Source organism: Thermodesulfobacteriota bacterium (genome assembly GCA_040755095.1).
Lineage (GTDB): Bacteria > Desulfobacterota > Desulfobulbia > Desulfobulbales > JBFMBH01 > JBFMBH01.
This window is the reverse complement of record JBFMBH010000012.1, coordinates 26,321-51,498: the sequence shown is the minus strand read 5'-3', so window position 1 is coordinate 51,498 and position 25,178 is coordinate 26,321. Positions and strand designations below refer to the sequence as shown.

General features: G+C 69.2%; 18 protein-coding genes. 4 read left to right on the top strand and 14 right to left on the bottom strand.

What is annotated here, in order from left to right; translation table 11 throughout:
• Complete coding sequence (locus AB1634_03860) at positions 1–315, top strand: BrnA antitoxin family protein (protein ID MEW6218655.1); 315 nt, start codon at positions 1–3, stop codon at positions 313–315.
• A 27-nt stretch (positions 316–342) separates the two neighbouring features.
• On the opposite strand, the gene AB1634_03855 is transcribed toward AB1634_03860, so the two are convergent.
• The 14 genes from AB1634_03855 to AB1634_03790 all read right to left on the bottom strand — a co-directional run bounded on the left by AB1634_03855 (position 343) and on the right by AB1634_03790 (position 21,866).
• Positions 343–2,676, bottom strand: coding sequence for an FAD-dependent oxidoreductase (locus AB1634_03855; protein MEW6218654.1), 2,334 nt, complete (start codon positions 2,674–2,676; stop codon positions 343–345).
• A gap of 42 nt (positions 2,677–2,718) precedes the next feature.
• Positions 2,719–4,356, bottom strand: coding sequence for a glutamate synthase-related protein (locus AB1634_03850; protein MEW6218653.1), 1,638 nt, complete (start codon positions 4,354–4,356; stop codon positions 2,719–2,721).
• Entirely contained in the window at positions 4,314–5,456 is a 1,143-nt protein-coding gene (locus AB1634_03845) for a glutamate synthase (protein MEW6218652.1), read from the bottom strand. The genes AB1634_03850 and AB1634_03845 overlap by 43 nt, the downstream gene beginning before the upstream one ends.
• Before the next feature lie 96 nt (positions 5,457–5,552).
• Positions 5,553–6,368, bottom strand: a complete 816-nt coding sequence (locus AB1634_03840; protein ID MEW6218651.1) for an FAD/NAD(P)-binding protein — start codon at positions 6,366–6,368, stop codon at positions 5,553–5,555.
• An 8-nt stretch (positions 6,369–6,376) separates the two neighbouring features.
• On the bottom strand, positions 6,377–7,345 hold the full coding sequence (locus tag AB1634_03835) for a 4Fe-4S dicluster domain-containing protein (protein MEW6218650.1): 969 nt from the start codon (positions 7,343–7,345) through the stop codon (positions 6,377–6,379).
• Positions 7,342–8,673, bottom strand: coding sequence for a hydrogenase iron-sulfur subunit (locus AB1634_03830; protein ID MEW6218649.1), 1,332 nt, complete (start codon positions 8,671–8,673; stop codon positions 7,342–7,344). The genes AB1634_03835 and AB1634_03830 overlap by 4 nt, the downstream gene beginning before the upstream one ends.
• Positions 8,670–11,723, bottom strand: coding sequence for an FAD-dependent oxidoreductase (locus AB1634_03825; GenBank protein ID MEW6218648.1), 3,054 nt, complete (start codon positions 11,721–11,723; stop codon positions 8,670–8,672). The genes AB1634_03830 and AB1634_03825 overlap by 4 nt, the downstream gene beginning before the upstream one ends.
• A gap of 4 nt (positions 11,724–11,727) precedes the next feature.
• Positions 11,728–12,216 carry a 4Fe-4S dicluster domain-containing protein gene (locus AB1634_03820; GenBank protein ID MEW6218647.1) on the bottom strand — a complete coding sequence of 163 codons (489 nt, stop codon included), beginning with the start codon at positions 12,214–12,216 and terminating at the stop codon, positions 11,728–11,730.
• A 3-nt stretch (positions 12,217–12,219) separates the two neighbouring features.
• Complete coding sequence (locus tag AB1634_03815) at positions 12,220–13,326, bottom strand: formate dehydrogenase (GenBank protein MEW6218646.1); 1,107 nt, start codon at positions 13,324–13,326, stop codon at positions 12,220–12,222.
• Positions 13,323–13,781: a hydrogenase iron-sulfur subunit gene (locus tag AB1634_03810; GenBank protein ID MEW6218645.1), complete on the bottom strand. Its 459-nt coding sequence runs from the start codon at positions 13,779–13,781 to the stop codon at positions 13,323–13,325. The genes AB1634_03815 and AB1634_03810 overlap by 4 nt, the downstream gene beginning before the upstream one ends.
• Positions 13,782–13,855: 74 nt before the next feature.
• The gene (locus AB1634_03805; GenBank protein ID MEW6218644.1) at positions 13,856–18,265 is read right to left on the bottom strand and encodes an FAD-dependent oxidoreductase; all 4,410 of its coding nucleotides are present in this window, start codon (positions 18,263–18,265) and stop codon (positions 13,856–13,858) included.
• Between the two features lie 162 nt (positions 18,266–18,427).
• Positions 18,428–20,398 carry a CoB--CoM heterodisulfide reductase iron-sulfur subunit A family protein gene (locus tag AB1634_03800; GenBank protein ID MEW6218643.1) on the bottom strand — a complete coding sequence of 657 codons (1,971 nt, stop codon included), beginning with the start codon at positions 20,396–20,398 and terminating at the stop codon, positions 18,428–18,430.
• 11 nt (positions 20,399–20,409) lie between these two features.
• Entirely contained in the window at positions 20,410–21,282 is an 873-nt protein-coding gene (locus AB1634_03795; GenBank protein ID MEW6218642.1) for a CoB--CoM heterodisulfide reductase iron-sulfur subunit B family protein, read from the bottom strand.
• Positions 21,279–21,866: a 4Fe-4S dicluster domain-containing protein gene (locus tag AB1634_03790; GenBank protein ID MEW6218641.1), complete on the bottom strand. Its 588-nt coding sequence runs from the start codon at positions 21,864–21,866 to the stop codon at positions 21,279–21,281. The genes AB1634_03795 and AB1634_03790 overlap by 4 nt, the downstream gene beginning before the upstream one ends.
• A 369-nt stretch (positions 21,867–22,235) precedes the next feature.
• Here AB1634_03790 and AB1634_03785 point away from each other — a divergent pair, with 369 nt between their 5' ends.
• From AB1634_03785 to AB1634_03775, 3 genes are read left to right on the top strand one after another with little or no spacing between them, the layout of a single operon-like run.
• Positions 22,236–23,372, top strand: coding sequence for a Re/Si-specific NAD(P)(+) transhydrogenase subunit alpha (locus AB1634_03785; protein ID MEW6218640.1), 1,137 nt, complete (start codon positions 22,236–22,238; stop codon positions 23,370–23,372).
• A gap of 9 nt (positions 23,373–23,381) precedes the next feature.
• On the top strand, positions 23,382–23,669 hold the full coding sequence (locus AB1634_03780) for an NAD(P) transhydrogenase subunit alpha (GenBank protein ID MEW6218639.1): 288 nt from the start codon (positions 23,382–23,384) through the stop codon (positions 23,667–23,669).
• Positions 23,666–25,045 (top strand): NAD(P)(+) transhydrogenase (Re/Si-specific) subunit beta, encoded by a 1,380-nt coding sequence (locus tag AB1634_03775; GenBank protein MEW6218638.1) that lies wholly within the window; start codon positions 23,666–23,668, stop codon positions 25,043–25,045. Before AB1634_03780 ends, AB1634_03775 begins: the two co-directional genes overlap by 4 nt.
• Positions 25,046–25,178: the final 133 nt, after the last annotated feature.

Below are 25,178 nucleotides of genomic sequence, written 5' to 3'. Positions count from 1 at the left end.
ATGACGATTGATGAGATGCGTGCCGCTGCCTGCCGCGGCGAGAGCAAGACGGATGCTGCCAAGGTGCGGGCCGGGGCACCTTATGTCTGGGACGGCAAGGACGAGGACGAACGACCCCTGACAGCCGAGGAGATGGCGGCTGGCATCAAGGCCCACCGGCGGCGGCGCGGCCGGCCGGCCGGCAGTGACAAGGAGTCCACGACGATCCGTTTCGATCGGGATATCCTGGACGCCTTCCGGGCCGGCGGACCGGGTTGGCAGACCCGGATCAACGCGGCGCTCCGCGACTGGCTCAAGACCCACTCCCCGGTGTGAGTTGCCCCGCCACTGGGCAGAGCCTCCCTACTCGTACGGCTGCATGGTCCAGACCCCGCAGGGGCAGGTGTCGGCGCAGAAGCCGCAGGCGATGCAGCGGGCGTCGTCGGAGACGTAGCGGTACTCGCTGCCGGCGCCCGGCTGGCGGCTGATGGCCTGGGTGGGGCAGATGGTCTCGCACAGGTGGCAGTCCCGGCAGGTGCCGCAGGACAGGCAGCGCTCCGCCTCGTCCTCCGGGGAGCCGGCCACTGGCGTCGGGCAGTAGTGGGCCAGGGTCAGGAGGTCCGGGGTCACAACCCTGGTCTTGAAGGGCTGCCACTCCCGGCCCTGGAGGGCGGTGATGATGTAGTCGGCGGTGCGCTTGCCGGCGCCCAGGGCGTTGGTGGCCAGGCCCGGCCGCTCCACGTCCCCCACCGCAAAGATCCTCTCGTCCGTGGTCCGACCGGCCTCGTCGGCCTTGATCCAGCCGCGGATGCACTCCACGGTCTCCGGCAGGAAGGGCAGGGCCGGCACGTCACCGATGGAGATGAAGACGGTATCCGCCGGGATGACCTCGCCGGAGGCCAGGACCACGCCTTGCTCGTTCACCTCCCGGGTGGTCACCGGCCAGCGGAAGGTGGCGCCCAGGGCCTCGGCCGCCGCTTTCTCCTTGCCGAAGGCCAGTGGCTTCTGGATATCGAGCAGCACCACGGACTCGGCGCCCAGGCGATAGGCCTCGCAGGCCACGTCGCAGCCGACGTTGCCGGCGCCGATGATGGCGACCCTTTTCCCCACCGCCATGGGTTGCTCGCTCTTGGCGCTCTTCAGGAAATCGAGGGCGGTGATCACCCGCTCCGAGCCCGGGAAGGGGATCCGGCGCGGCTCGTGGGCGCCCACCGCGATGATCACGAAGGCGTAGTCGCGTTTGAGCTCTTCCAGGCCTTCCCGGGTCATGCTGACCCCGAAGGAGACCTCGATGTTGGGCATGGTGAGGAAGCGGGCGATCTCCGCCTCCCAGACCGCCTTGGACAGGCGCTCCCAGGGGATGACCTGGGCGAGCTTGCCCCCCAGCTGCTGGTCCCGCTCGAAGATGTGGGCGGTGATGCCCGCCTGGGCCAGGTGCCAGGCAGCGCTCATCCCCGCCGGGCCGCCGCCGATGATCGCCACCCGCTGGCCGGTGGCCGGCAGGCAGGCCGGGGGCCGGCTGTCCTTCACCGCCCGGCCCAGCATGGCCACATCGATGCCCCGGTCGACCGCGGTGCGGGAGCAGTTCTGGACGCAGAGGTTGGGGCAGATGGCACCGCACACCGAGGCCGGCAGCGGGGTGTGCTGCAGGACCAGCTGGTAGGCCTCCTCGGTCTTGCCTTCCCGCATCAGCCGCAGCCGGTCGATGGTGGGGATATGCACCGGGCAGTAGAAGGTGCAGGGCGCCGCCAGGGCGGAGTTGGCCCAGAACGGCCGCCGGCGCCTCAGCTCCCCGGTCTCGATGGTGCCGATCGGGCTGCGGTCCAGGCCCGGCGCCAGATCCCGCAACGGATCGCCGCCAAAGGCCGGCTCCCAGATCCTGGTCCGGAAGGCGGCCATGGGCATGGGGCCGCTGAAATAGAGCGCCCGCTCGTGGGGCAAAATGGCGATGAGCATCTGCCACTCGGAGCGGACGCTCAGAGAGGCTAGAAGCTCCGGCCGGCCGATGGCCGCCAGATAGCCGGGCAGCTCGTTCATGAGCCACTGCCACTGGCTATCGTCCGGGGTGGCTAGGCGGACGTTGGTCCGGGAGAAGGAGCCGTCGGTCTGGCCCCGGAAGAAGATCCAGCCGCCCACCATGCCGACGCAGGGCCGGTAGCCCAGGACATTGGCTGGGTTCTTGGCCTCGACACCGCAGACCACCGCCACGCCGCCGCAGTTGAACTCGGCGAAGGTGTCCCCCACCGAGCCCAGCACCCACAGCTCCGGCCTGGTGTAGTCCGGATTCCACTTGGTCATGGTCAGGCCGCGGGCGCCGATGGAGCCCCGGATCATCAGCCGGCCCTGGGCCATGGCATTGCCGACCCCGTTGGTGGCATCCCCCAGGACGACCACATCGGCACCGATGTTGAGGTAGCCGACGTCGTCCGAGGCCGGGCCTTCGCAGACGATGGTGGTGCCGGGCTGGCCCATGGAGCCCAGGCGCTGGCCCACCGGGCCCCGCACCCGGATGGACACCTGGCCGCGATCAACCGGCATCCGGCCACCGACGTTATGCTGGCCGTAGGTCTCCAGGATCAGGCTGCTGGTGCGAAGGGCGGCCGCCTGGACCAGCTCGTCGAATTCCTTCGAGCCCAGGCGGCGGCCCTGGCTGTCGCGGCCGGCCACAATGACCGGCTGATGGGTGATCTCGCTCACGGTATTCAGGCTCCTTGCGGCGCGCTGGCAGCAGGGTAAAGGTCAGCAGACGTAGCGGATGGCCAGCCGCTTGGCTACCGCCTCGTCGTCGATGCCCAGGGCGTCGGACATGCCGATGGGCAGGCTCTGGGAGCGGCCGAGGGGCGCCATGATCTTCTTGATCTCGGTGCGGATGCCGCCAAAGACATCCACCACCCGCTGGGCGACGTCGTCCGGATCCAGCCGGCGGTAAAGCTTGGGGTTCTGGCTGGTGATGCCCTTGGGGCACAGGCCGATGTTGCAGACGTTGCAGCGGTTCCGCTCGCTGCCCAGACAGCCGGCCGCTGCCTGCATGATGTACTTGCCGAGATGGACCCCGGAGGCGCCCAGCATGATGAGGGCCATGCCGTTCTGGGCCACGTTGCCGTTCTTGCCCACCCCGCCGGCGGCAAAGAGCGGGATCTCGTTCTGGCGGCCCTGGGCCACCAGGTCGAGATAGCACTCCCGCAGGTTCGAGGCGATGGGGTGGCCGGTGGCGTCCATGCTGACGTTGTAGGCAGCGCCGGTGCCGCCGTCGATGCCGTCGATGAGAAGGCCGGCGGCGTACGGGTTGCGCACCAGGTTGTTGAGCACCGATTTCGCCGAGGTGGAGCCGGAGATCTTGGGATAGACCGGCACCCGGAAGCCCCAGGCCATCGACATGGTCTGGATCATCTTCATGACGCTCTCCTCGATGGAGTAAAGCGTCTGGTGCACCGGCGGGCTGGGCAGGTCCACCCTCTCCGGCACGCCCCGCAGGCGGGCGATGAGCTTCGAGACCTTGAACCACATGAGCAGCCCGCCGTCGCCGGGCTTGGCGCCCTGGCCGTACTTGATCTCGATGGCCGCCGGGTCGCACTGCATCTGCGGGATGGCCCGGATGATCTCGTCCCAGCCGAAATAGCCGGAGGCGATCTGCAGGATGATGTACTTCAAAAAGGGGCTCCTGAGCACCCAGGGCGGGCAGCCGCCCTCACCGGTGGCCATCACCACCGGGATCTTCAGCACCTCGTTGAGATACGCCACCCCCTGCAGCAGCCCCAGCCACATGTTGGGGGACAGGGCGCCGAAGGACATGGAGCCGATGATGAAGGGGAAGATCTCCCGGGTGGGGGGAATCCACTCGCCCTTGGCGTGGCGGCGCAGAAACTCCTCCGGGGAGAGGATGCGGCCCAGGATGGTGTTCAGGAAGAACTCGTGCCGGCCGGCATCCAGGGCCGGGTCGGTGAGCATGGAGATGCGGGTGAAGACGATGCGGTCGAGAAGGCTCTCCCGGACGTTCCGGCGGCCGCCCCGCTTCCAGGCATCCATCTTCTGGTGGATGTGGAACCGGGCCCGCTCGTCGTTGGCATTGGGCCGGGGGCCGATGGCCTCGTTGGGGCAGACCATGGAGCACATGCCGCAGCCGATGCAGCGGCGGCTCAGCTCAGTGCGCTGGCGGATCCCGACGAAGGTGCGGAAGGTGGAGCCCCGCTCCTTTTTGAGGAGATCCAGGTTGGGCAGCCGCTGGCGCCGGTAGGTGAGATGGATCGCCTCCACCGGGCAGACCGAGGTGCAGCGGCCGCACAGGGTGCAGCGGTCCTCCCGGTGATCGATGATCCAGGGCAGGTCGTGGTAGGTCAGGCTGCTTGGGGTAGTGGCAACGGCTGCAACTGCGACCATATCGCATACTCCTGGCGGTGGGGCGGAACCACCACCGTATTCTCCCGCATGGGCTGGAAGTCAAGGGAACGATCCCGGTCCGGGATCATGGCATCGACACCGCACATTTCCGAGGCCAGGGCCCACTCACCGGGCTTGCCGCCAATGGTGGCTGGCCGCAGCTTCTTGTGGTCCATGACCAGGAGCACCGTCTCGTCCGGCAGGGAGCCCATGACGCAGTTGGGGCCGTCGATGATGAGGCGGCGGCAGGCGGTGCGCAGACCCTTCAGGAAGGCGCCCTGGGGGTGGCTGTCCAGCTCCTCGGTCTTCAAGGGGGTGATGACGTGCTTGTACGCCTCCAGAGGCAAGCCCAGGCGCCGCAGGGTGTAGTGGAGGATGTGGGTGAAGACCTCGGAGTCGCTCTGGTAGCCGATATAGCCGGGATACTGCGAGCCGGACAGATACTCCTTGATGGGCACAAAGGCGGTGTTCTCGCCATTGGTCATGGTGGCGATGCCCTGGATGAAGAAGGGGTGGCAGGCGTAGAGGTTGATGCCGTAGTTGGTGTTCTGCCGGCCCTGGGCCATGACCACCCGCGCCTTGATGCGGTCGTCGGCCAGCCCCAGCGCGGCGCCTACTTGCAAAGGCCAGCCCACCTCTTTGATCATCACCACGTCCGGCCAGAAGGAGAAGGCGGTGAGGTCATTGCCGTGGGCCTCGCCGTCCTGGCGCAAGCCCACCCGGGTGAGCATGAGCTCATCCGCCACCGCCTCTTTCGGCAGGCCCTTCCAGGAAGCCGGCGGGCTGTACACCCGGACGAAGTACTTGTGGCGGTCCCGGGCCTCGATCAGGCCGGGCCGCAGATCGAACTCGTGGTCGTACTTGAGGGCAAAGCCCTTGGCCTGCATGCGCTCGTCCAGCCGGTGCAGGGCGGCCTCGGAATGGGCGATACCGGAGAGGATCGGCGCGTCGGCCTGGTAGTTGTAGTCGGCGAAGCGGACGCCCCGGAGCAGCAGCCCGAGGCCGCTGCCGTCATAGCCCTCCTGCATGGCCTCCATGGCGGTGAGCACCCCATGGGGGCCGAAGGGCTCGGAGGCAGTCTTCATGGCGAGACGACACATGGTGATTCTCCTGACGGGGGATGCGGCGGGGCCAAAAAGTCAAACCACATAGCGTGCCACGGTTGTAAAGTCAAGGGAAAAGCCGAGGGCAACGACTCAGAAGTCGCCGACGAAGGCCTTGACCTCCTGCATGGAGAAGACCGGACCGTCCTTGCAGACATAGATCGGCCCGATGTTGCAGCGGCCGCACTTGCCCAGGCCGCACTTCATCCGCATCTCCAGGGTGGTGAGCACCTGCTCGTCGGTGAAGCCGAGCCGGTCCAGGGTCTGGAGGGTGAACTTGATCATGATCGGCGGGCCGCAGACCAGGACCGCGGCATTGGCCGGCGACGGATGCATCTCCTCCACCACCTTGGGGATGAGGCCCACCCGGCCGGACCAGCCCGGCGCCTCGCCGCCGGGGTCCACGGTGAGCACCACCTGCACCTCCTTCTCCTGCTGCCAGGCTCTCGCCTGCTCCACGAACAGCACGTCGGCGACGCTGCGGGCGCCGTTCACCACCAGCAGCGGGCCGAAATCCTGGCGATGGGCCAGGGCATACTGCAACGGCGCCCGCAAGGGGGCAAAGCCGATGCCGCCGCCGATGAAGATGAGGCCCTTGCCCCGCAGCTGCTCGATGGGGAACGGCCGGCCGAAGGGGCCGCGCACCCCCACCGTGGCGCCGGGCAGGAGGCGGTGCAGCTCCCGGGTCACCAGCCCGGCCCGGCGGATGGTGGACTGGAAGACCGGCTCGCCGGTGGGAGCGGAGGAGATGGAGAAGGGCGCCTCGCCGGCGCCCGGGATGGACAGCTCGAAGAACTGGCCGGGGGCGTAGCAAAACTCGCCATCCACCCGGAAATGGAAGGTCTTGACATCCGGGGTCTCCCGGACGATCGCCTCGATGGTCGCCTGTCTGGGCTGGTAGAGATCCATGGCCGGTGTCATTCCTTGGCGGCGGCCGCTTCCAGAGCCGCCAGCGCCGCGACGAGGTCCAGGCCTGCCGGGCAGTTGGCCACGCAACGGCCGCAGCCGACGCAGCCTCTCCTCCCCACGGTGCGCACCAGATAATCGAACTTGTGGAGGATCCGGTTGCGCAGGCGGATGGCGGGACTCTTGCGGGGGTTCTCCCCGGAGGTCATGAGGGTGAAGTCCGGAAAGGCGCAGCAGTCCCAGAAGACCACCTTGCCGGTCCGCTCGTCGGCGATGTCGAAGCAGTGGCAGGTGGGGCAGAGGAAGGAGCAGACGCCGCAGGACAGGCAGCCGCGGCTCAGATCCTCCCAGAGCGGGCTGTCGAAGAGCGCCGCCAGGGTGGCCGGCAGCGGCGCCGCAGCTTGCCCCTCCTCCTCGCAGGCGCGGACAAAGGCGGCGCCCGCGTCCAGCTGCTCGGCCGTCGGCGGCTCGCCGGCTCCGGCCAGAAGCTCTGCCCCCCGGCCGGTGCCCGCCGTGGCCAGATGACCGCCAGCCACCGGCACCAGCAGAAGATCGGCGCCGGAGCGGTCGGCCGGATGGCTGCCCACCCGGGTGCAAAAGCAGGTGTCCGCTGCCTGGGGACAGGCGAAGGCGACGGTGGTCAAGGCCAGCCGCCGCTGGTGGTACACCGGATCCGCCGGCTCCTGCAGAAAGACCCGGTCGATGAGATCGAGGGCCTGCAGCTCGCAGGGCCGGGCGCCCCAGAGGATGGCCGGCACCACTGTCGTGTCGCCTACCGCCCGCCGGGGCGGGAAGACCAGACCCTTGGCCGGGGTCTTGGGCAGCAGGAGGTCGGCCTGCCAGTCGCCAGCGCCGGTCAAGGGCGCAAAGACGGTGTTGGCGCCCCGCTGGCAGGGCCCCACCACCGGCTGGCCGGCGATCAGCCGGTCCAGCCAGCTCCTCAGGGACGCCGGCGAGAAGAATCGTTCTTGCGGGCTCATCGGATGAAATCCACCTGGTCGTCCATGGCAAAGGCGGCGAGAGGGTTCTTCACCTGCGGGTCAGCGGAGACCCGGTGGCCGAACAGCTCCTGCACCACCTGGGAGGCCTTCCGGGCCAGGGTGAGGAGCGGGATCTGCATCGGGCAGACCCGCTGGCACTCCCGGCAGCCAGCGCAGCGGCCAGCCAGATGGTAGGCGCGGATGAGGTGGAAATAGAGGCTCGACTCCGCCGAGGGCGCCGGCGAGGTCCAGGCCGGCCGCCGCGAGTCCGCGAAGCAGGTCTTGCAGTAGCAGGACGGGCAGGCGCTCCGGCAGGCATAGCAGCGCAGGCAGCTGCCGAACTGCTCCCGCCAGAAGGCGTACCGGGCTGGTCGCGGCAGGGCGTCGATCGCGGCGACGTCGGCGAAGGTCTCGTCCGGCACCGCGGCCGGCCGGGCGCCCACCACCAGATCAGCGGCCTGGGTGAGACCGACCGCCTCCTGGACCCGGCCGGGGCGCAGCGATTCCGACCCGCCGGCCGCCGGCTCCGGAAAGCCCAGGCCCACCAGGACGATCGACTGGCGCTGGAGCTGGTTTTCCCGCACCAGGTTGATGGCGGTCAAAAGATCGCTGCCCTTGCCCACCAGGGCAGTGGTGCCGTGGCGCTCCACGGTCGATTTCAGATGGCAGGCCAGGTTGGGGGCATCCCCCTGGAAGGCCACCAGCTCCTCCAGCGCTTCCGGGCCGGTCGCCACCAGCAAGGCGGTCCCGGGGCGGCCGCCGGGCCGCCGGCGGTGGCCGAGGAGCGCCTGCACCCGGCCCGTGGCCAGGAGATCCCGGGCGGTCTGCCGCAGGGCGGCGGTCAGCTCCGGGTCCTCCCGGGGCGGGACCCGGTCTCCGGATGCTGCCGGCAGGGGGGCGGCCGCGGTTTGTCCGGCCGCTCTGGCCTCGTCCCGGGCCGCGGTCACTGCGCCGGCGACCTCGTTCACCACCTCGGCCCATTTCTTCCCCTCCGAGGCGGAGACCCAGCTCATCTGCAGGCGCCGCGGATCGAGGCCGACGAACTCCATGAGCGAGCGCACCACCGCGAAGCGGCGGCGGGCGAAGTAGTTGCCATCCGAATAGTGGCAGTCGCCGGGGTGGCAGCCGGAGATGAGGACGCCGTCGGCACCGTCCTGGAGGGCCTTGAGGGCCAAGAGCGGATCCATGCGGCCGGAGCAGGGCAGCCGGACGATGCGGATCGACGCGTCGTACTGGAAGCGGGACACCCCGGCCAGGTCGGCGCCGGCGTACGAGCACCAGTTGCACAAGAAGCCGATCAGCTTGATGGGGCCAGGTTGAAGGCTCATGGGGATTGGAGCTCCTCTGCCAGAAAGGCGCCGATGGCCGAGGCCAGCTCCTCGTTGGAGAAGCCGCCCAGGTCAGGGGCTCCGGAGCGGCAGGCCGCGGCGCAGATGCCGCAGCCCTTGCACAGGGCCTGGTTCACCACCGCCACCCCCTTCTTGTCGTCCATGGCGATGGCGCGGTAGGGACAAGCCTCCACGCACTGCCGGCAGCCGTTGCACAGCCGGGGGTTGATGACCGAGGTCTTGCCCTCCACCAGGACCACGCTCTTGCCGAGGAGGGTGGCGGCCCGGGTCGCCGCCGCATCCGCCTGGCGGATGGTGTCGGCGATGCCCTTCGGGCCCTGGGCCAGGCCACAGAGGAAGATGCCGTCGGTGGCGAAATCCACCGGCCGCAGCTTGACGTGGGCCTCCAGGAAGAAGCGGTCCTGATCCAGGGGCACCTTGAGGAGCGGGCCCAGCCAGGCGTTGTCCGGGTTGGGGGCCAGGGGCTGGCTGAGGACCACCGTGTCGGCGGCCAGGGTCAAGGTCTCGCCGAAGGTGGCGTCGGCGACCGTCACCTGCAGCTCTTCTCCCTGCCGCTCCACCTGCGGCGGCGATCCGTCCGGGAAGCGGATGAAGAGGACGCCCCGCCGCCGGGCCTCCTCGAAGAGCAGCTCGTCCTTGCCGGCGCTCCGGAGCTCCCGGAAAAGGATGGTGACGTCCAGGCTCGGGAAACGCTCCTTGAGGCGGATAGCGTTTCTGAGGGCCTGGGGGCAGCAGACCACCGAGCAGTACGGCCGCTCCGGGGTGCGGGAGCCGACGCAGAGGATCATCACCAGCCTATCCAGGAGGCGCAGATCCGGGTGGCTGCCGGCCAGGCGCCTTTCGAGATCGTCCTGGGTGAGGACATAGGGGTCCCGGTCCAGGCCGTATTCGGCCGGCCGCGGCCGCTCGCCGCCGGTGGCCACCACGGTGATGCCGTGGCTGATCTCCTGGTCGCCCTCCGGCGTGGCGATCCGGGAGCGGAAGTTGCCCAGATAGCCGCTCACCTCCGCAAGGCGGCTGGCCAGGTGCAGGTGCACCCGGGGGCTCATCGCCAGCTCCCGCTCCAGCCGGTCGAGGAAGTCCCGGGTGCGGCCGCCGGAGGGCAGAAAGGGCACCTCCCGCAGGAGGCCCCCCAAACGTTCCTGGCGCTCCACCAGGTCCACGGCGAAGCCCAGCCGGGCCAGGCTGCGCGCCGCCTCCATGCCCGCCAGGCCGCCGCCCAGGACCAGGGCCCGGTCGGTGATGGCCAGGGGGATCTCGCCCAGGGGCTCCCGGACCCGCACCCGGGAGACCGCCATCCGCACCAGCTCCCGGGACTTGGTGGTGGCATCCCTGGCCACCCGGCTGTGCACCCAGGAGCACTGGTCCCGGATGTTGGCCATCTCGAAGAGATAGGGGTTGAGTCCCGCCTCCTTCAGGGTTGCCTGGAAGAGACCCTCGTGGGTGCGGGGGCTGCAGGCCGCCACCACGATGCGGTTGAGATCGTGCTCCCGGATCGCCGTGCGGATCCTGGCCTGGGCATCGTCGGAGCAGGTGTAGGTGAGGTGGGCGGCAAAAAGGACGTTGGGCAGGGTGGCGGCGTAGCTCGCCACGTCGGCCACATCGACGGTGGCGGCAATGTTCTTGCCGCAATGGCAGACGAAGACCCCCACCCGGGGCTCGTCGGCGAACAGGGACCGCGGCGGGGTGATGGGCGCCGGCGCAGGCCGCTCGCCCCGCTCCGGGTAGACGAACTGGGCGGCCGCGCCGCTGGCCTCCATGACCGTGGCCGGGATGTCCTTGGGCCCGGACAGGGTGCCGCAGACGAAGACTCCGGGCCGGGAGGTGGCGAGCGGCGTGGTCTCGTCGGTCTGCACGAAGCCGAAGGGATCGAGGGCGACGCCGATGCGCCGGCACAGCTCCTGGACCCGGGGGCTGATGGCCAGGCCCAGGGAGAGGACCACCAGGTCGAAGGCCTCCTGGCGGCGGCCGCCAGCAGTCGTCTCGTAAGAGACCAGGAGCCGGCCGTCCGCGGCCCGCCGCTCCACATGGCTCACCCGGGAGCGCACGTAGCGCACCCCGTACTCCTCCTGGGCCCGGGCCACGTAGCGGTCGAAGCCCTTGCCCGGGGTGCGCAGCTCCATGAAGAAGATGGTGACCTCGGCCTCCGGGGCATGCTCCCGGGAGATGATGGCGTCCTTGGTGGCCTGCATGCAGCAGATGGAGGAGCAGTAGCGGCCGCCGGTCTGCTGCTGGCGGGAGCCGATGCACTGGAGGAAGGCGATCTTCTGCGGATGGCCGCCGGTGGATGGCCGCCGGATCTCGCCCCCCCAGGGTCCGGAGGCGGACAGGATCCGCTCGTACTCGATGCTGGTGACCACATCCGGGTAGAGGCGGTAGCCGAACTGGGGCAGCAGCCGGGCATCGAAGGGATTGGCGCCCATGGCCAGGATCACCCCGGCCACCTGGAGCTCTTCGGTCTGTTCGGTCTGGGAGAAGTCGATGGCCCCGGCCTCGCAGGCCTCGACGCACTTGCCGCACACCTTCTCCCCGTGCTGGAGGCGCAGGCAGGTGGCGGCATCGATGACCGCCTTCTTGGGCACTGCCTGGGCAAAGGGGATGCGGATGTTGGCGGTCTCGGCCAGGCCCTCGTTGTACCGGTCCGGGATCCTGACCGGGCAGGCCTCGGAGCACAGACCGCAGCCGATGCACCGCTCCTCGTCCACGTAGCGGGGCCGGCGGCGGATGCGGGCGGTGAAGGCCCCGGCCTCGCCCTCCAGAACCAGGAGGTCGCTGCTGGTGAGAAGGGAGATATTGGGGTGGCGGGCCACCTCCACCAGCTTGGGGGAGAGGATGCACAAGGCGCAGTCGTTGGTGGGGAAGGTCTTGTCCAGCTGGGCCATGCGGCCGCCGATGCTGGGGCCGGCCTCCAGGAGGTAGACCCGGCGGCCGGCGGCGGCCACGTCCAGGGCCGCCTGCATGCCGGCAATGCCGCCGCCCACCACCAGAATGGCGGCTGGGCTCGGGGAAGGGGAGACAGGCGCGGTCATCGGCTCACTCTCCTGCCGCCGTTGCCTTCCTGACCAGCTCGGCCGGCTCCGGCGGCGCCTCCTCCTGCCGGTGGGCGGCAAGCTCGGCGAACACCCGGGTGCGCAAGGCCTCGATCTCCTGCTCAGCCTGGTGCAAGGCGGCCACGAACCGTGGCGTCACCCGGCCCTGCTCCTGGGCCAGGCCCTGGAGGATGCGCATGATGGTGGTGAAGGAGACGCCCTGGGGGCAGTGCACGGCGCAACGGAAGCACTGGTGGCACAGCCAGATCGCCGGGTCGTCCAGGACCTCCGTGCCCCGGCCCAGGAGGATCTGCCGGATGATGCGCCGGGGATTGAAGGTCTCCGTGACCTCGGCCACCGGACAGGCCAGGGTGCAGGTGCCGCAGGCGAAGCACAGCGACAGATGCTCGCCCCCCGGCCGGGCCATGATCTCCTGCGCCAGCTTCCGGCCGGCAGCTCCATGCTGGACAACGTTCTGGTCGGGATGGCCCATGGCTTACTCCTCCACGCTTGCCAGCTCCCGCTCGGCAAAGACCGTCACCGGCAGGGGCTCGTCCAGGGCCCGGCCAGCCTGGTAGCCGAACTGATCCTGGACCTTCTTGCGGAGCACGCTGTAGATGCGGCCCAGCGGGATCTGGTTGGGGCAGACGGCCTCGCAGATGCCGCAGCCGACGCAGGAGGTGAGCATGTGGCTCATCCGGGTGAGATGGAACAAGACGACGTCGGTGGGCAGGCTGAGGCTGCCCTTGCGGGTCGCCCAGGCCAGATAGCGCTCCGAGTCGTAGCCCAGCTTGGCCGGCACGAACACGCATTCCGGACAGTAGCAGATCGGGCAGAGGTTCCGGCAGTTGTAGCAGCGGCTGCAGCGGCCGAGGTGCTCCAGAAGATCCGTGGCGCTGGCCTGCGCCAGCCGGTCGGTGGCGGCCTGGGCCAGGGCCGCCAGGGCCGGGGGGCGACCGGCCGGCGCCGGCGTCTCGGCCAGGCCCAGGCCGGAGACAGCCTGCGCCCCGGCCCCGGTCCTGGCCTCCACCAGAAGCGGGCCGCCGGCGGCAACCCCAATGGCCAGAAGCACCAGATCCGCCACCGGCGGGGTCCGCTCCGCACACAGCCGGCAGGCGGAGCGCATCGCCCCTTCGGCCAGGGGCTCGGTCATGAGGCGCTGGGACAGGCCCTGGCCGCCTTCGGTCAGCGTGGTCACCGGCATGGTGCCCAGACAGTCGGCACCCACCAGGAGGCAGTTGGCAAGGTTGGCCTGCTTGAGCTTGGCCAGCTCCACCAAAGCCCGCATCTCGCAGGAGCGGAGCACCAGGGCCACCGGCTGGGACAGGCCCTGGCGGCTCAGCTCCGCCAGCTGCTCGGCGGCGTTTCGGAGCATCACCGGCGCGAAGGGGTCCGCCTGGGCCAGGAGGGCCGGGGCGGTGAGCAGCTGGTAGCTGGCGCAGCGGTCCGAGGTCCAGACCGGCACCGCCACGCCGGTGACGACCCCTTTTTCCAGCAGCTGGGCCAGGAAGCGGGCGGCTTTGGCCGGGTACGAGGCGGCATCGCCGGCAAAGGCGAGGACCTGGGGCAGGGAGGAAGACGGCTGGGGCTCGGCGGCGCTCATGCGGCGGCCTCCTGGACCGGCTGGGGTGACCGGGGCAGGCTCGGCCCGGCCAGCGGGTTGGGGCCCATGGCCCGGATCCGGGTGGTGAATTCCTGCATGGTCCGGGCAAAGAGCTGGCCCTCGCTGGCGCTGATCCAGCGCAGCATCAGCCGCTCGTTCTCCAGCCCCACCCCCGCCAGAATGGTCTTCAAGGTGGCGATCCGGCGGCGGGCCTTGTAGTTGCCCGACAGGTAGTGGCAGTCGCCGGGATGGCAGCCGCCGATGAAGACGCCGTCCGCCCCCTCGCTCAACGCGCGCAGGATGTACACCGGATCGATGGCCCCGCTGCACATGAGGCGGATGATGCGGATGTTGGGCGGATACTGCAGCCGGGCGGTGCCGGCCAGGTCAGCGCCGGCATAGGTGCACCAGTTGCAGACAAAGGCGATGATGCGGGGCTCGAAGGGTTCGCTCATGGGGAATCCTGTATCTGTGACCTCATCTGGTGGTCAAACTTTCCCGAATGGGGGCTCCTCCTGATCCTTCTCTTCTACCCCAGCGCCGCATCGATCTGGGCCAGGATCTGGCCGCTTTCAAAGCCGATGTGCTGGGTGGCCGAGTTGGGACAGACGGCGGCGCAGGCGCCACAGCCCTGGCAGAGGACCTCGATCACCTGGGCGCGGCCGGTCTCCTCGTCCACGAACCGGGCCTCGTAGGGGCAGGCCCGCACGCACAGGCCGCAGCCGGAGCAGGCCTTGGGCGTGACCGCCACGGGTCGGCCCTTGGCCTGGATGGCCTCCTTGCCCAGGAGGGTGGCGGCCTTGGCCGCCGCGCCCCGGGCCTGGGAGATGGACTCGGTGAGGTCCTTGGGCGAGTGGGCAAGCCCGGCCAGGAAGATGCCGTCGGTGGCGAACTCCAGGGGCCGCAGCTTGGCGTGGGCCTCCAGGAAGAAGCCATCGGCATCCAGGGGCGCCTTCAGCACCTGGGAGAGGGCGGCGTTGTCTCCGGCCGCGATGCCCAGGCTCAACACCACCCGGTCGGCAGGGATGGTCAGGGGCTCGGCCAGGAGCGCATCCTCCACCTCGACCACCAGGCCCTTGCCCTCCTGGCGCACCTGGGGCGGCCGGTCATCCGCGAAGCGAACAAAGAGCACCCCGGCCCGCCGGGCCTCCTGGTAGTACTGCTCCCGGAAGCCGTAGGTCCGGATGTCCCGGTAGAGGACCGTCACCTGGGCCTTGGGATTGGCAGCCTTGACGGCCAGGGCATTCTTCACCGCCTGGGTGCAGCAGATCCGGGAGCAGTACGGGTGGCTGGCGCTGCGGGAGCCGGCGCACTGGATCATGACCAGGCCCTTCATCTTCCTGGCCTCGCCCGCCGCCAGAGCCTCCTCCAGCTGGCGTTGGCTGATCACACCCGGCAGGCGGCCATAGCCATAAGCGTCGGTGGTTATCTCCCGGCCGCCGCTGGCCACAATCACCGCCCCCACGGCGATGGGCTCCTCGGCACCGGCGAGCAGGGCCTGGTAGTTGCCGATGTAGCCGGAAAGCCTGGCCAGGGTTTTTCCCAGGTGGAGGGTGATCCGGGGGTGCTGCCCGACCCGCTCCACCAGAGAGGCGAGGTGGGCCTGCACGTCCTGGCCGTCGATGGTGGTCCGGATATGCCGGGCCTGGCCGCCCAGGGTGGTGGTCCGCTCCACCAGATGCACCCCGTAGCCCTGGTCGGCCAGGGACAGGGCGGCGGTGAGGCCGGTCACCCCGCCGCCCACCACCAGGCCCACCGGCTGCACCGGGAAGGACTGTTTGACCACCGGCCGCAAGGTGCGCACCCGGGCCAGCCCCATGGCCAGGAGGCTTTTCGCCTTGTTGGTGGCGATCTCCCGGTTGCCGGGGTGGACCCAAGAGACCTGCTCCCTGAGGGAGACGAATTCGAAGAGGAAGGGGTTCAGGCCCTTCTCGTGGATGGTATTCTGGAACAGGGATTCGTGGGTGCGGGGCGTGCACGAGGCCACCAGCACCCGGTTGAGGCGGTGCTCCTCGATCTTGGCCTTGATGATCTCCTGGGTGTCCTGGGAGCAGGTGTAGAGATTGTGCTCCGCGTGCACCACCCCGGGGAAGCGGCGGGCATAGGCCGCCACCTCCTGGACATTGACGACGCCGCCGATGTTGATGCCGCAGGCGCAGACAAAGACGCCGATCCGGGCGTCCTGGTCAGCCACGTCCAGGTCCGGCGGGAACTCCTTGCGGCTGACCAGAGAGCCGCGGGCGCCGGCCAAAAGCTCGGCCACCGCCCCGGCAGCCGCCGAGGCCCGGGCTACCGTCTCCGGGATGTCCATGGGCTCGGTGGCGGCGCCAGCAGCGAAGATGCCCGGCTGCTCCGTCTGCTCCTTGGCGAAGGGCCGGGTGGCCAGGAAGCCTTCCTTCCCCAGGGCGGCGCCGGTGATGCGGCTGACCTCCGGCATGGTCTTGGCCGGCCGCATGCCCACCGCCAGCACCACCATGTCAAAGGCCTCGGTATGGACCCGGCCGTCCTCGCCCAGGACCCGCACCTCGACGTCGCCGTTCTCAAGAGGGGTAAGCGACGGCACCCGCTGGCGCCGGAACCGGACCCCATACTCGCCCGCCGCCCGCTGGTAGTACTTCTCGAAGCCCTTGCCGAAGGCCCGCATGTCCATGAAAAAGACGTGGCACTCCAGGGGCTCCCGGGAGTGCTCCTTGGCGATCACCGCCTCCTTGACCGCGTACATGCAGCACACCGACGAGCAGTAGGTGCAGCCGATGGACGGGTCCCGGGAGCCCATGCACTGGAGAAAGGCGATCCGCTTCGGCTCCCGGTGGTCCGAGGGCCGGATCAGGTGGCCGCCGTAGGGGCCGGAGGCGGAGAGGATCCGCTCGAATTCCGGGCTGGTGAGGATGTTGGGGCTCCGGCCGTAGGCATAGGCCCGCTTCTCTTCGGGATGCCACTTCTCGAAGCCTGGGGACAGAAGGACGGCGCCAGCCTGCACCGCGATGAGCCGGTCGGTGTCCCCATGATTGACCGCCTGGCGCTTGCAGGTGGCCACGCACTGCAGGCACTCCGAGCAGCCACCGCAGTTGAGACAGCGGTCCGCCTCGGCCCGGGCCTCCTCCTCGGTGAAGGCCCGCTCGATCTCCCGCCAGTCCTGCACCCGGTCGCTCGCCGCCGCCACGGCCGGCTCGATCCGCGGCCGCCGCAGCCGGTAATCGGCCCGGATCCGGGCGGTCTCGATATCCACCGGTGCCCGGCCGGCGGCCAGATCCTGGCCGGAGAAAAGGCGGCTGATGGACTCGGCCACGGCCCGGCCCTGGCCCACCGCGCCCACCACCGAGGCCGGGCCGGTGACCACGTCGCCAGCGGCAAAGATGTTCGGCTGGCTGCTCTGGAAGGTGATGGGGTCGACCTGGATGCGGCCGCGGCCATCCCGGGCCACCAGGCCTTCGAAGGCCTGGGTGTCCAGGCCTTGGCCCACGGCCAGAATCACCGTCTCCGCGGCCAGGATCTCCTCGGTGCCCGGAGCCAGGGACGGCTTGAAGGCGCCGGTGGCGTCGAAGACCGCGTTGCAGGCCAGGGTCTCCAGGCCGGCCACGCGGCCCTCCTCCACCACGACCCTTTTCGGCCCCCGGGAGGTGTGGAAGATCACCCCCTCCTCCAGGGCCTCTTCCTGCTCCCATTTGTGGGCTGGCATCTGCCGCCGGGCCTCCAGACAGACCAGATGCACCTCCCTGGCGCCCAGGCGCCGGGCGGAGCGGGCCACATCCATGGCCACGTTGCCGCCGCCCACCACCACCACCCGCCGGCCCACCGTCACCGCCTCGCCCAGGTTGATCCGGCGCAGGAAGCTGATCGCCTCCAGGCAGTCCGGGTGCTCGGCCCCGGGCAGGGGGATCTTGTGGCCCCGGTGGGCGCCAATGGCGATGACCGCTGCAACAAACTCGCCGGCCAGAAGCTCGGCAAGTCTGGCGGCGTCCACCCGGACCCCCAGCTCCAGCTCGGCTCCCAGCTCCAGGACCCGGCCCACCTCACCCTGGACCAGGCTGCGGGGCAGCCGGTAGCTGGGAATGCCCAGGGCCATCATGCCGCCCGGCACCGGTGCGGCGTCGAAGATCTTCACCGGGAAGCCCCGGCCCAGGAGTTCCTTGGCGACGGTCAGCCCGGCCGGGCCGGCACCGATGATGGCGATCCGCTCCGGCCGCTTCTCCGGGGGGGCCGGCACCAGGGCCGGCAGCGGCCCGCCAGCCGCCAGCTGGTCCGCCACGAAGCGCTTGAGGTTGCGGATGGAGATGGCCTGGTCCAGGTCCTTGCGGTTGCAGGCCAGCTCGCAGGGGTGATGGCAGGCGCGGCCGCAGATGCCAGGGAACGGCAAGGCCGCGGTGATCAGCCGATAGGCCTCGGCATACTTGCCGGCCCGAATCAGGGCCACGTAGCCGTGGATGTTGATGCCCGCAGGACAGGCCGTCCGGCAGGGGGAGACCCCCCGCTTGTCGATGGCAAAGGCGTTGGGGATGGCCTGGGGATAGCGGCGATAGATGGCCCGCCGGGGGGCGAGGCCCTCGTCGTGCTCGCTCTTCAGGACCACCGGGCAGCTGGTCTCGCACTCGCCGCAGCCGTTGCAGCGGCTGGGGTCCACGCAGGTGGCCCGGCGGCGGATCGTGACCGCGAAGTTGCCGGGCGTGCCGGTGACCGCCTCGACCTGGGCATTGATGAGGATCTCGATGTTGGGATGGCGGCCGGTCTCCACCAGCTTGGGCGCCAGGATGCACATGGCGCAGTCGTTGGTGGGGAAGGTCTTGTCCAGCTGGGGCACCACACCGCCGATGGCGGGCTTCTCCTCCACCAGATAGACCTTGAAGCCCATCTCGGCGAGATCGAGGCTGGCCTGCATGCCGGCGATGCCGGCCCCGACCACCACCACGGCGCCGACCGGCTTTCCTTCTTCGTGGCTCATGGCATCCGAGGCTCGTTCTTCCTTGGTTGGGTCTGCTTGTTCAGGATGGACGGTATGGACCGTATGGACATCATGGACGGTATGGACCTGGGCCCCTGGTCCATGGGGTCCATCTTGTCCATAGCGTCCATCCCGTCCGCCCACTGCCCGGCCAGCGCCGCATCACGCCAACACCAGATCATCCACCATGGCCATAATCTGGTCGGTGCGGAAGTTCTCATGCTGGGTGGCGCTGTTGGGGCAGACCATGGCGCAGGCGCCGCAGCCCTGACACAGGGAGACGATGACCGTGGCCTTGTGCCGCTTGGGGTCCAGCTGCCGGGCGCCGTAGGCGCAGGCAGCCACGCACAGGCCGCAGCCGGAGCAGATCTCCTGGTCCACCGTGGCGATGACCGGGTCGGTCTCCAGGGCCTCCCTGGAGAACAGGGCCAGGACCTTGCTGGCCGCGCCGCTGGCATGGGCCACGGTCTCCGGGATGTCCCGGGGCCCGACACAGGTGCCGGCCAGGAAAAAGCCGGAGGTGATGCTCTCCACCGGCCGCATCTTGGGATGGGCCTCGCTGAAGAAGCCGTGCTCGTTGGTGGCCAGGTTGAGCTTCCTGGCCAGATCCTTGGCGCCCTGGCTGGGCGTGACCGCGGTGGCCAGGACCACCAGGTCGGCGGTCACCTCCACCTTCCTGCCCACCAGGGTATCCACCCCCTGGACGACGATCCGCTCCCCCTCCTGGTACAGGCGGGAGACCCGGCCCCGGACATAGGTGACCCCCTCCGCCTGGGTGCGCTGGTAGAACTCCTCGTAGTCCTTGCCCGGGGTGCGGACATCGATGTAGAAGATGTACGCCCGGCCGTGGTGCACCCGATGCTTGTAGAGCATGGCCTGCTTGGCGGTGTACATGCAGCAGATCTTCGAGCAGTACGGGTAGCCGTGCTCGGGGTCCCGGGAGCCGACGCACTTGATGAAGACTACGGTCTGCGGCTCTTTGCCGTCCGAGGGTCGCCGCACCTGGCCGGCAAACGGCCCGGAGGCAGAAAGGATGCGCTCGAACTCCAGGCCGTCGACGACGTCCCTGATCTGGCCGTAGCCGTATTCCCCCACCTGGGCCTTGGCGAAGAGGTCGTAGCCGGTGGCGACCACGATCGCCCCCACCTCCTCTTCAATGACCCGGTCCTGCATGGCGTAGTCGATGGCACCAGCCGGGCAGACCTTGGCGCAGACGCCGCAGGCCTTGCCCCGGCCCAGCTGCCGGCAGTGGGCCGCGTCCAGGGTGGCCCGGTTGGGGATCGCCTGGGGGAAGGGGATGGAGATTGCCCGCCGGTCCACCAGGCCGCGGTCGAACTGGGAGCTGACCTTGCTGGGGCATTTCTGGGTGCAGATGCCGCAGCCGACGCATTTGTCCCAGTCCACGTAGGTGGCCTTCTTCCGGATCCGCACCGTGAAGTTGCCGATGAAGCCCGAGACCGCCTCCACCTCGGCGTAGGTCAAAAGCTCGATGTTGGGGTGCTGGCCGCACTCCACGGTGCGGGGGGTGAGGATGCACTGGGAGCAGTCCAGGGTGGGGAAGGTCTCGGAGAGCTGAGCCATGCGGCCGCCGATGTTGGGCAGCCGGTCGGCCAGGAGCACCGGGTAGCCGGCATCGGCGATGTCCAGCGCCGCCTGGATGCCGGCGATGCCGGCGCCGATCACCAGGGCCCTCTTCCTGATGCCCACCTTGGCCGGGGTGAGGGCCCGGTTGCCATGGGCCTTGTCCACCAGGGAGCCGATGATCCGGATGGCCTTCCGGGTGGCAGCGGCCTTGTCCTCCTGGTGCACCCAGGCACACTGCTCCCGGATGTTGGCCACCTCGACCTGGAAGGGATTGACGCCCCTGGTGCCGGCGGCCTTGCGGAAGGTCTTCAGATGGAGGTTGGGGGTGCAGCAGCCCACCACCACCGCATCCAGGCCCTCCTTCTCCACCGCCTGGCGGATGAGCTCCTGGCCCGGATCGGAGCACATGTAGACGTATTCCTGGGCCACCGCCACGTCGGGCCGCTGGCCCAGGGCCGCGGCCACCTCCCGGGTATCCACCACCGAGCCGATGTTGATGCCGCAACGGCAGACAAAGGCGCCGACGCGTTTCTGCTTCTTGGGCTTCATGAAGGTGCCTGTCAGGAGATGGCGGCCAGAACCGGAGCGGTGTCCACGAAATGCAGCCCCAGCCCCAGGACCTCGGGGGCCAGGCCCACGGCCAGCCCCAGGAGCTGGCTGAGATAGAGCACCGGCAAAGGGGCGGCCAGCTGGCCCTGGCGCACTGCCTCCTCCTGGCGCATGTCGAGGTTGCCGTGGCACAAGGGGCAGGCCGCCACCAGGCAATGGGCGCCGGCCAGGCGGGCGGCGCCGGCAAGGCGGCCCACCAGGCGGACCACCGACTCAGGATGGGGGATCACCGCCGCGGCGCCGCAGCATTCGGTCTTGTGCGGCCAGGACACGGGCTCGGCGCCCACCGCGGCTGCCAGCTCGTCCATGGCACACGGATCCTCCGGACGCTGGTCCACCACCGCCCCGCCGGGGGGCCGCACCAGAAGGCAGCCGTAGTAGCACGCGACCTTGAGGCCAGCCAGGGAGCGGGTGGTGCGGGCTCGGATCCGGTCGGCGCCCACCTGGTCATGGAGCAGGTCCACGAGATGGTGCACCGCCACGGTGCCGCGAAAGGCCACCCCCACCAGCTCAGTCATGCGGGCCTTGAGGGGGGCGTTGCCGGCCACCGCTGCCGCGGCGTGCCGGAGACGGTCGTAGCAGGCCGCGCAGGGGGTCATGATCGCCGTGGCCGCCATGGCCTCGGCGATGGCCAGGTTCCGGAGAGGCAAAGCGACCGCCAGCTCGTCGCTCACCCCATGGGCCGCACTGGCGCCGCAGCAGCTCCAGTCGGTGACCTCCACCGGTGCCAGGCCCAGGTAGGGGAAGAGGGCCCGGCAGGAAAGCTCGTACTCCCGGGAGGAGGCATGGGAGGAGCAGCCGGGATAGTAGGCCAGGGCGCTCATGGACGGTGACCTTCCGAGGTGCTGGCCGGGCGGTCGAAGGGCCGGGCCAGCTCAAAGATCCGCTGCACGGAGTGGATGTCTCGGGTCTCGTGTCGGGCCAGGGACAGCTTGCCCCGGGCGTGGAGCTTCGGGACCAGCCGAATATCCTGGAAGGGGCGGAAGGAGCGGAGGTTGAACAGGGCTGCCAGCTCCAGCTCCTGAAGGCGGCCATGGCGCCGGATGTTGGCCAGAAAAAGCCGTTGCAGGATAGCCACCAGCCGGTCCTTGGGACGCCAGCCCCGGCTTACGGCCAGGATCTTCAGGGTGTCCATCACCCGGGCGGCGTCGATACCCTTGGGGCAGCGGCTGCTGCAGGTCTGGCAGGAGACACAGCGCCAGAAGCCGTTGGCCGCCAGCAGCTCGTCCTGGGCATTGAGCTGGATGAGACGAAGCACCTGGTTGGGCAGAATGTCCATCTCGTCGGCCATGGGGCAGCCGGCGGAGCACTTGCCGCACTGGTAGCAGCCGGCGATCTCGACGCCGGCAAGCCGGCTGACTTCCTCCAGGAAGAGCCCCTGGGTCGCTGTTGCTCCTACCCGCATCATGTCCGCATTACCAGGGTCAGGAAGGATGTGGAGCCCCCCCCGCCTGTCTCTGCAGTCAGGCAGCAGTGAAGGATCAGGGGCGCATACCGAAATGCCTGACCGCTCAATATAGCAGCTTCGTCGGAAAAAAAAAGCCTTGTTCCAGGGGTGAGGCCACTGCCCTGGAGCCGGCTCGGTTGACCGGTTTCCCGGGCTGGCGGGGAGCGCGGTACGCCAGGCCCCGGCAGAAGCGTCTCCCTGAGGGTAGCTTTTTCCCGAGATAGCTAGTATAGATGGCCTTCCCGTGTGGGACCCGCGGCTGGACAGATTCCCGGGGCCGTATGGACCGCGAGAGGTCCTGCCGGCGCCAGCAACGAAGGAGGGAAGTCGATGCAGATTGCCGTCGTACGAGAGACCCACCCCGGGGAGAAGCGGGTGCCGATCATCCCCCCGACGGTGGAGAAGCTGGTGAAGCTGGGGGCCGAGGTGGAGGTGGAGGCCGGTCTGGGGAGCACCTGCCGGCTGGCCGACGAGGCGTACGTCCGGGCTGGCGCCCGGGTCCAGGCGGATCGGGATGCCCTCCTGGCGAGCGCCGATCTCATCCTGCGCCTCCGGAAGCCCCCCCTGGAGGAGATCGGCCGCATGCGGCGGGGCGCCATCCAGGTCTCCTACCTGGACCCCTTCAACGAGCCGGAGCTCCTGGCCGCCCTCCGGGAGGCGGGCATCAGCGCCGTCAGCCTGGAGATGCTCCCCCGCACCACCCTGGCCCAGAAGATGGATGTCCTCTCCTCCCAGGCCAATCTGGGGGGGTATGTGGCGGTCGTCCTGGCCGCCGCCCGTCTGGACAAGATCTTTCCCATGCTCACCACCCCGGCCGGCACCATCAAGCCGGCGCGGGTCTTCATCATCGGTGCCGGGGTGGCCGGCCTGCAGGCCATTGCCACCGCCCGCCGCCTCGGTGCCCGGGTGGAGGCCTTCGACACCCGGCCGGTGGTGGCCGAGCAGGTCCAGTCCCTGGGGGCCAAGTTCCTGGCCATCGACCTGGGCGAGACCGGCCAGACCAAAGACGGCTACGCCAAGGCCCTGACCCCGGCCCAACTGGCCCTCCAGAAGGAGGGGATGGCCAGGGCCTGCGCCCAGGCGGACATCGTCATCACCACCGCCCAGGTTTTCGGCCGCCGGGCGCCCCGCATCATCGACAGCGCCATGCTGGCCAAGATGCAGCCCGGCTCGGTGGTGGTGGACATGGCCGTTGAGACCGGTGGCAACGTCGAGGGCTCGGTCTTGGACCAGACGGTGGAGATCCACGGCGTGTCGGTGATCGGGCTCGCCAACCTGCCGGGCTTCGTGGCCTCGACCGCCAGCCAGATGTTCTCCTCCAATCTGGGCAGCTTCGTCGAGCATTTCTGGGACAAGGACGCCAAGACCTTCCAACTGCGGCTGGAGGACGAGATCCTGCGCGGCGCCCTGGTCACCCACCAGGGTGCCATCTTCAGCGAGACCTACAAGAGCATCATGAACAAGTGAGGGACCCCCATGGAACCGGTCTACCTGACCTTTGTCTTCGTGATGGCCATCTTCTTGGGCTTTGAGCTCATCTCCAAGGTGCCATCCACCCTGCACACGCCGCTCATGTCCGGCTCCAACGCCATCTCCGGCATCACCCTGATCGGCGCCCTGGCCACCCTCAAGGGCGAGCATTCTGCCGTGGCCATCATCCTCGGCACGTGCGCGGTGGCCCTGGCGACGGTGAACGTCGTCGGCGGCTACGCGGTCACCGACCGCATGCTGCAGATGTTCCGCAAGAAGGAGGACCACCGATGAGCGCGGAGCTCCTCATCAACTTCGTCTATGTGGTGTCCGCAGCGCTCTTCGTCCTCGGCCTGAAGATGCTGAGCTCGCCGGCCACTGCCCGGCGGGGCAACATCCTGTCCGGGGTGGGCATGCTGGTGGCGGTGATCTTCACCCTGGGCTATTCGGGCCTCAGCTACGGCTGGATCTTTTTCGGGGTGGCCATCGGCGCTGCCTTCGGTCTGACCGCCGCCCACCGGGTGGCCATGACCGCCATGCCGGAGATGGTGGCCCTGTTCAACGGCTTCGGCGGTCTGGCCAGCCTGCTCCTGGCCTGGGCCGAATACCACCAGGACCCGGAGCTGTCCGCCTTCATCGGTCTGGTGACGGTGCTGACCGCCTTCATCGGCGGCGTCACCTTTTCCGGCAGCATGATCGCCTACGGCAAGCTGGCCGAGAAGATTTCCGGCCGGCCGGTGCTCTTTCCTCGCCAGCATCAGGTCAATGCCGCGCTCCTCGCCGTCACCGTCCTCGCCGGCCTCCTCTTCACCCTGAATCCGGCTGGCCACTATGGGCTTCTGGCGCTGACTATGCTGGTGGCCCTGGCCTTCGGCGTCCTGTCGGTGATCCCCATCGGCGGCGCCGACATGCCGGTGGTGATCTCGCTCCTCAACAGCTACTCGGGCCTGGCGGCCTGCGCGGCCGGCTTCGTGGTCCACAACAACATCCTCATCGTGGCCGGCGCCCTGGTGGGCGCCTCGGGCATCATCCTCACCAGGATCATGTGCAGGGCCATGAACCGCTCCCTGGCCAATGTGCTCTTCAGCGGCTTCGGCGCCGCTGTCCGGAAGGAGGGCAAGGGGGTGCAAGGGGAGGTGAAGCCGGCCTCCGCCGAAGACGTCTACGCCATCCTGGAGGCGGCAAGCTCGGTGGCCTTCGTGCCTGGCTACGGCCTGGCCGTAGCCCAGGCCCAGCATGTGGTGCGGGAGCTGGGCGATCTCCTGGAGAAGAACGGCACCGAGGTGGTCTACGCCATCCACCCGGTGGCCGGCCGCATGCCCGGGCACATGAACGTTCTTCTCGCCGAGGCCAATGTCTCCTACGACCAGTTGGTGGAGATGGACGACATCAACCCGCGCATGGATTCCGTGGATGTCTGTGTGGTGATCGGCGCCAACGACGTGGTCAACCCGGCGGCCCTGAACGACGAGTCCAGCCCCATCTACGGCATGCCCATCATCGAGACCCACCGGGCCAAGACGGTGATCGTCCTCAAGCGCTCCATGAGGCCGGGCTTTGCCGGCATCGAGAACGCCCTCTTCTCGTATCCCAACACCCGCATGTACTTCGGCGACGCCAAGGCCTCTGTCCAGGCCCTGGTGGCCGAATTCAAAGACGCGGCCGCCTGAGCTGCTCCCGGCCCGCTGAGCCGGCACTCCGTCTCGTCCCACCCGCGCGCCCGACCGGTGGCCATGCCGCTGGCCGGGCGCCTTCTTTCCCCCCGGGCATACGCCTTGCTACCCAACGGTACGGAGAGGCCTG

What these genes read in the sequence shown, in the direction of transcription:
- AB1634_03830 (MEW6218649.1), bottom strand. Translation starts at nt 8,673, where the DNA reads ATGAGCCTTCAACCTGGCCCCATCAAGCTGATCGGCTTCTTGTGCAAC.
- AB1634_03790 (MEW6218641.1), bottom strand. Translation starts at nt 21,866, where the DNA reads ATGATGCGGGTAGGAGCAACAGCGACCCAGGGGCTCTTCCTGGAGGAA.
- AB1634_03810 (MEW6218645.1), bottom strand. Translation starts at nt 13,781, where the DNA reads ATGAGCGAACCCTTCGAGCCCCGCATCATCGCCTTTGTCTGCAACTGG.
- AB1634_03840 (MEW6218651.1), bottom strand. Translation starts at nt 6,368, where the DNA reads ATGGATCTCTACCAGCCCAGACAGGCGACCATCGAGGCGATCGTCCGG.
- AB1634_03780 (MEW6218639.1), top strand. Translation starts at nt 23,382, where the DNA reads ATGGAACCGGTCTACCTGACCTTTGTCTTCGTGATGGCCATCTTCTTG.
- AB1634_03860 (MEW6218655.1), top strand. Translation starts at nt 1, where the DNA reads ATGACGATTGATGAGATGCGTGCCGCTGCCTGCCGCGGCGAGAGCAAG.
- AB1634_03845 (MEW6218652.1), bottom strand. Translation starts at nt 5,456, where the DNA reads ATGTGTCGTCTCGCCATGAAGACTGCCTCCGAGCCCTTCGGCCCCCAT.
- AB1634_03820 (MEW6218647.1), bottom strand. Translation starts at nt 12,216, where the DNA reads ATGGGCCATCCCGACCAGAACGTTGTCCAGCATGGAGCTGCCGGCCGG.
- AB1634_03835 (MEW6218650.1), bottom strand. Translation starts at nt 7,345, where the DNA reads ATGAGCCCGCAAGAACGATTCTTCTCGCCGGCGTCCCTGAGGAGCTGG.
- AB1634_03785 (MEW6218640.1), top strand. Translation starts at nt 22,236, where the DNA reads ATGCAGATTGCCGTCGTACGAGAGACCCACCCCGGGGAGAAGCGGGTG.
- AB1634_03825 (MEW6218648.1), bottom strand. Translation starts at nt 11,723, where the DNA reads ATGACCGCGCCTGTCTCCCCTTCCCCGAGCCCAGCCGCCATTCTGGTG.
- AB1634_03815 (MEW6218646.1), bottom strand. Translation starts at nt 13,326, where the DNA reads ATGAGCGCCGCCGAGCCCCAGCCGTCTTCCTCCCTGCCCCAGGTCCTC.
- AB1634_03795 (MEW6218642.1), bottom strand. Translation starts at nt 21,282, where the DNA reads ATGAGCGCCCTGGCCTACTATCCCGGCTGCTCCTCCCATGCCTCCTCC.
- AB1634_03775 (MEW6218638.1), top strand. Translation starts at nt 23,666, where the DNA reads ATGAGCGCGGAGCTCCTCATCAACTTCGTCTATGTGGTGTCCGCAGCG.
- AB1634_03800 (MEW6218643.1), bottom strand. Translation starts at nt 20,398, where the DNA reads ATGAAGCCCAAGAAGCAGAAACGCGTCGGCGCCTTTGTCTGCCGTTGC.
- AB1634_03850 (MEW6218653.1), bottom strand. Translation starts at nt 4,356, where the DNA reads ATGGTCGCAGTTGCAGCCGTTGCCACTACCCCAAGCAGCCTGACCTAC.
- AB1634_03805 (MEW6218644.1), bottom strand. Translation starts at nt 18,265, where the DNA reads ATGAGCCACGAAGAAGGAAAGCCGGTCGGCGCCGTGGTGGTGGTCGGG.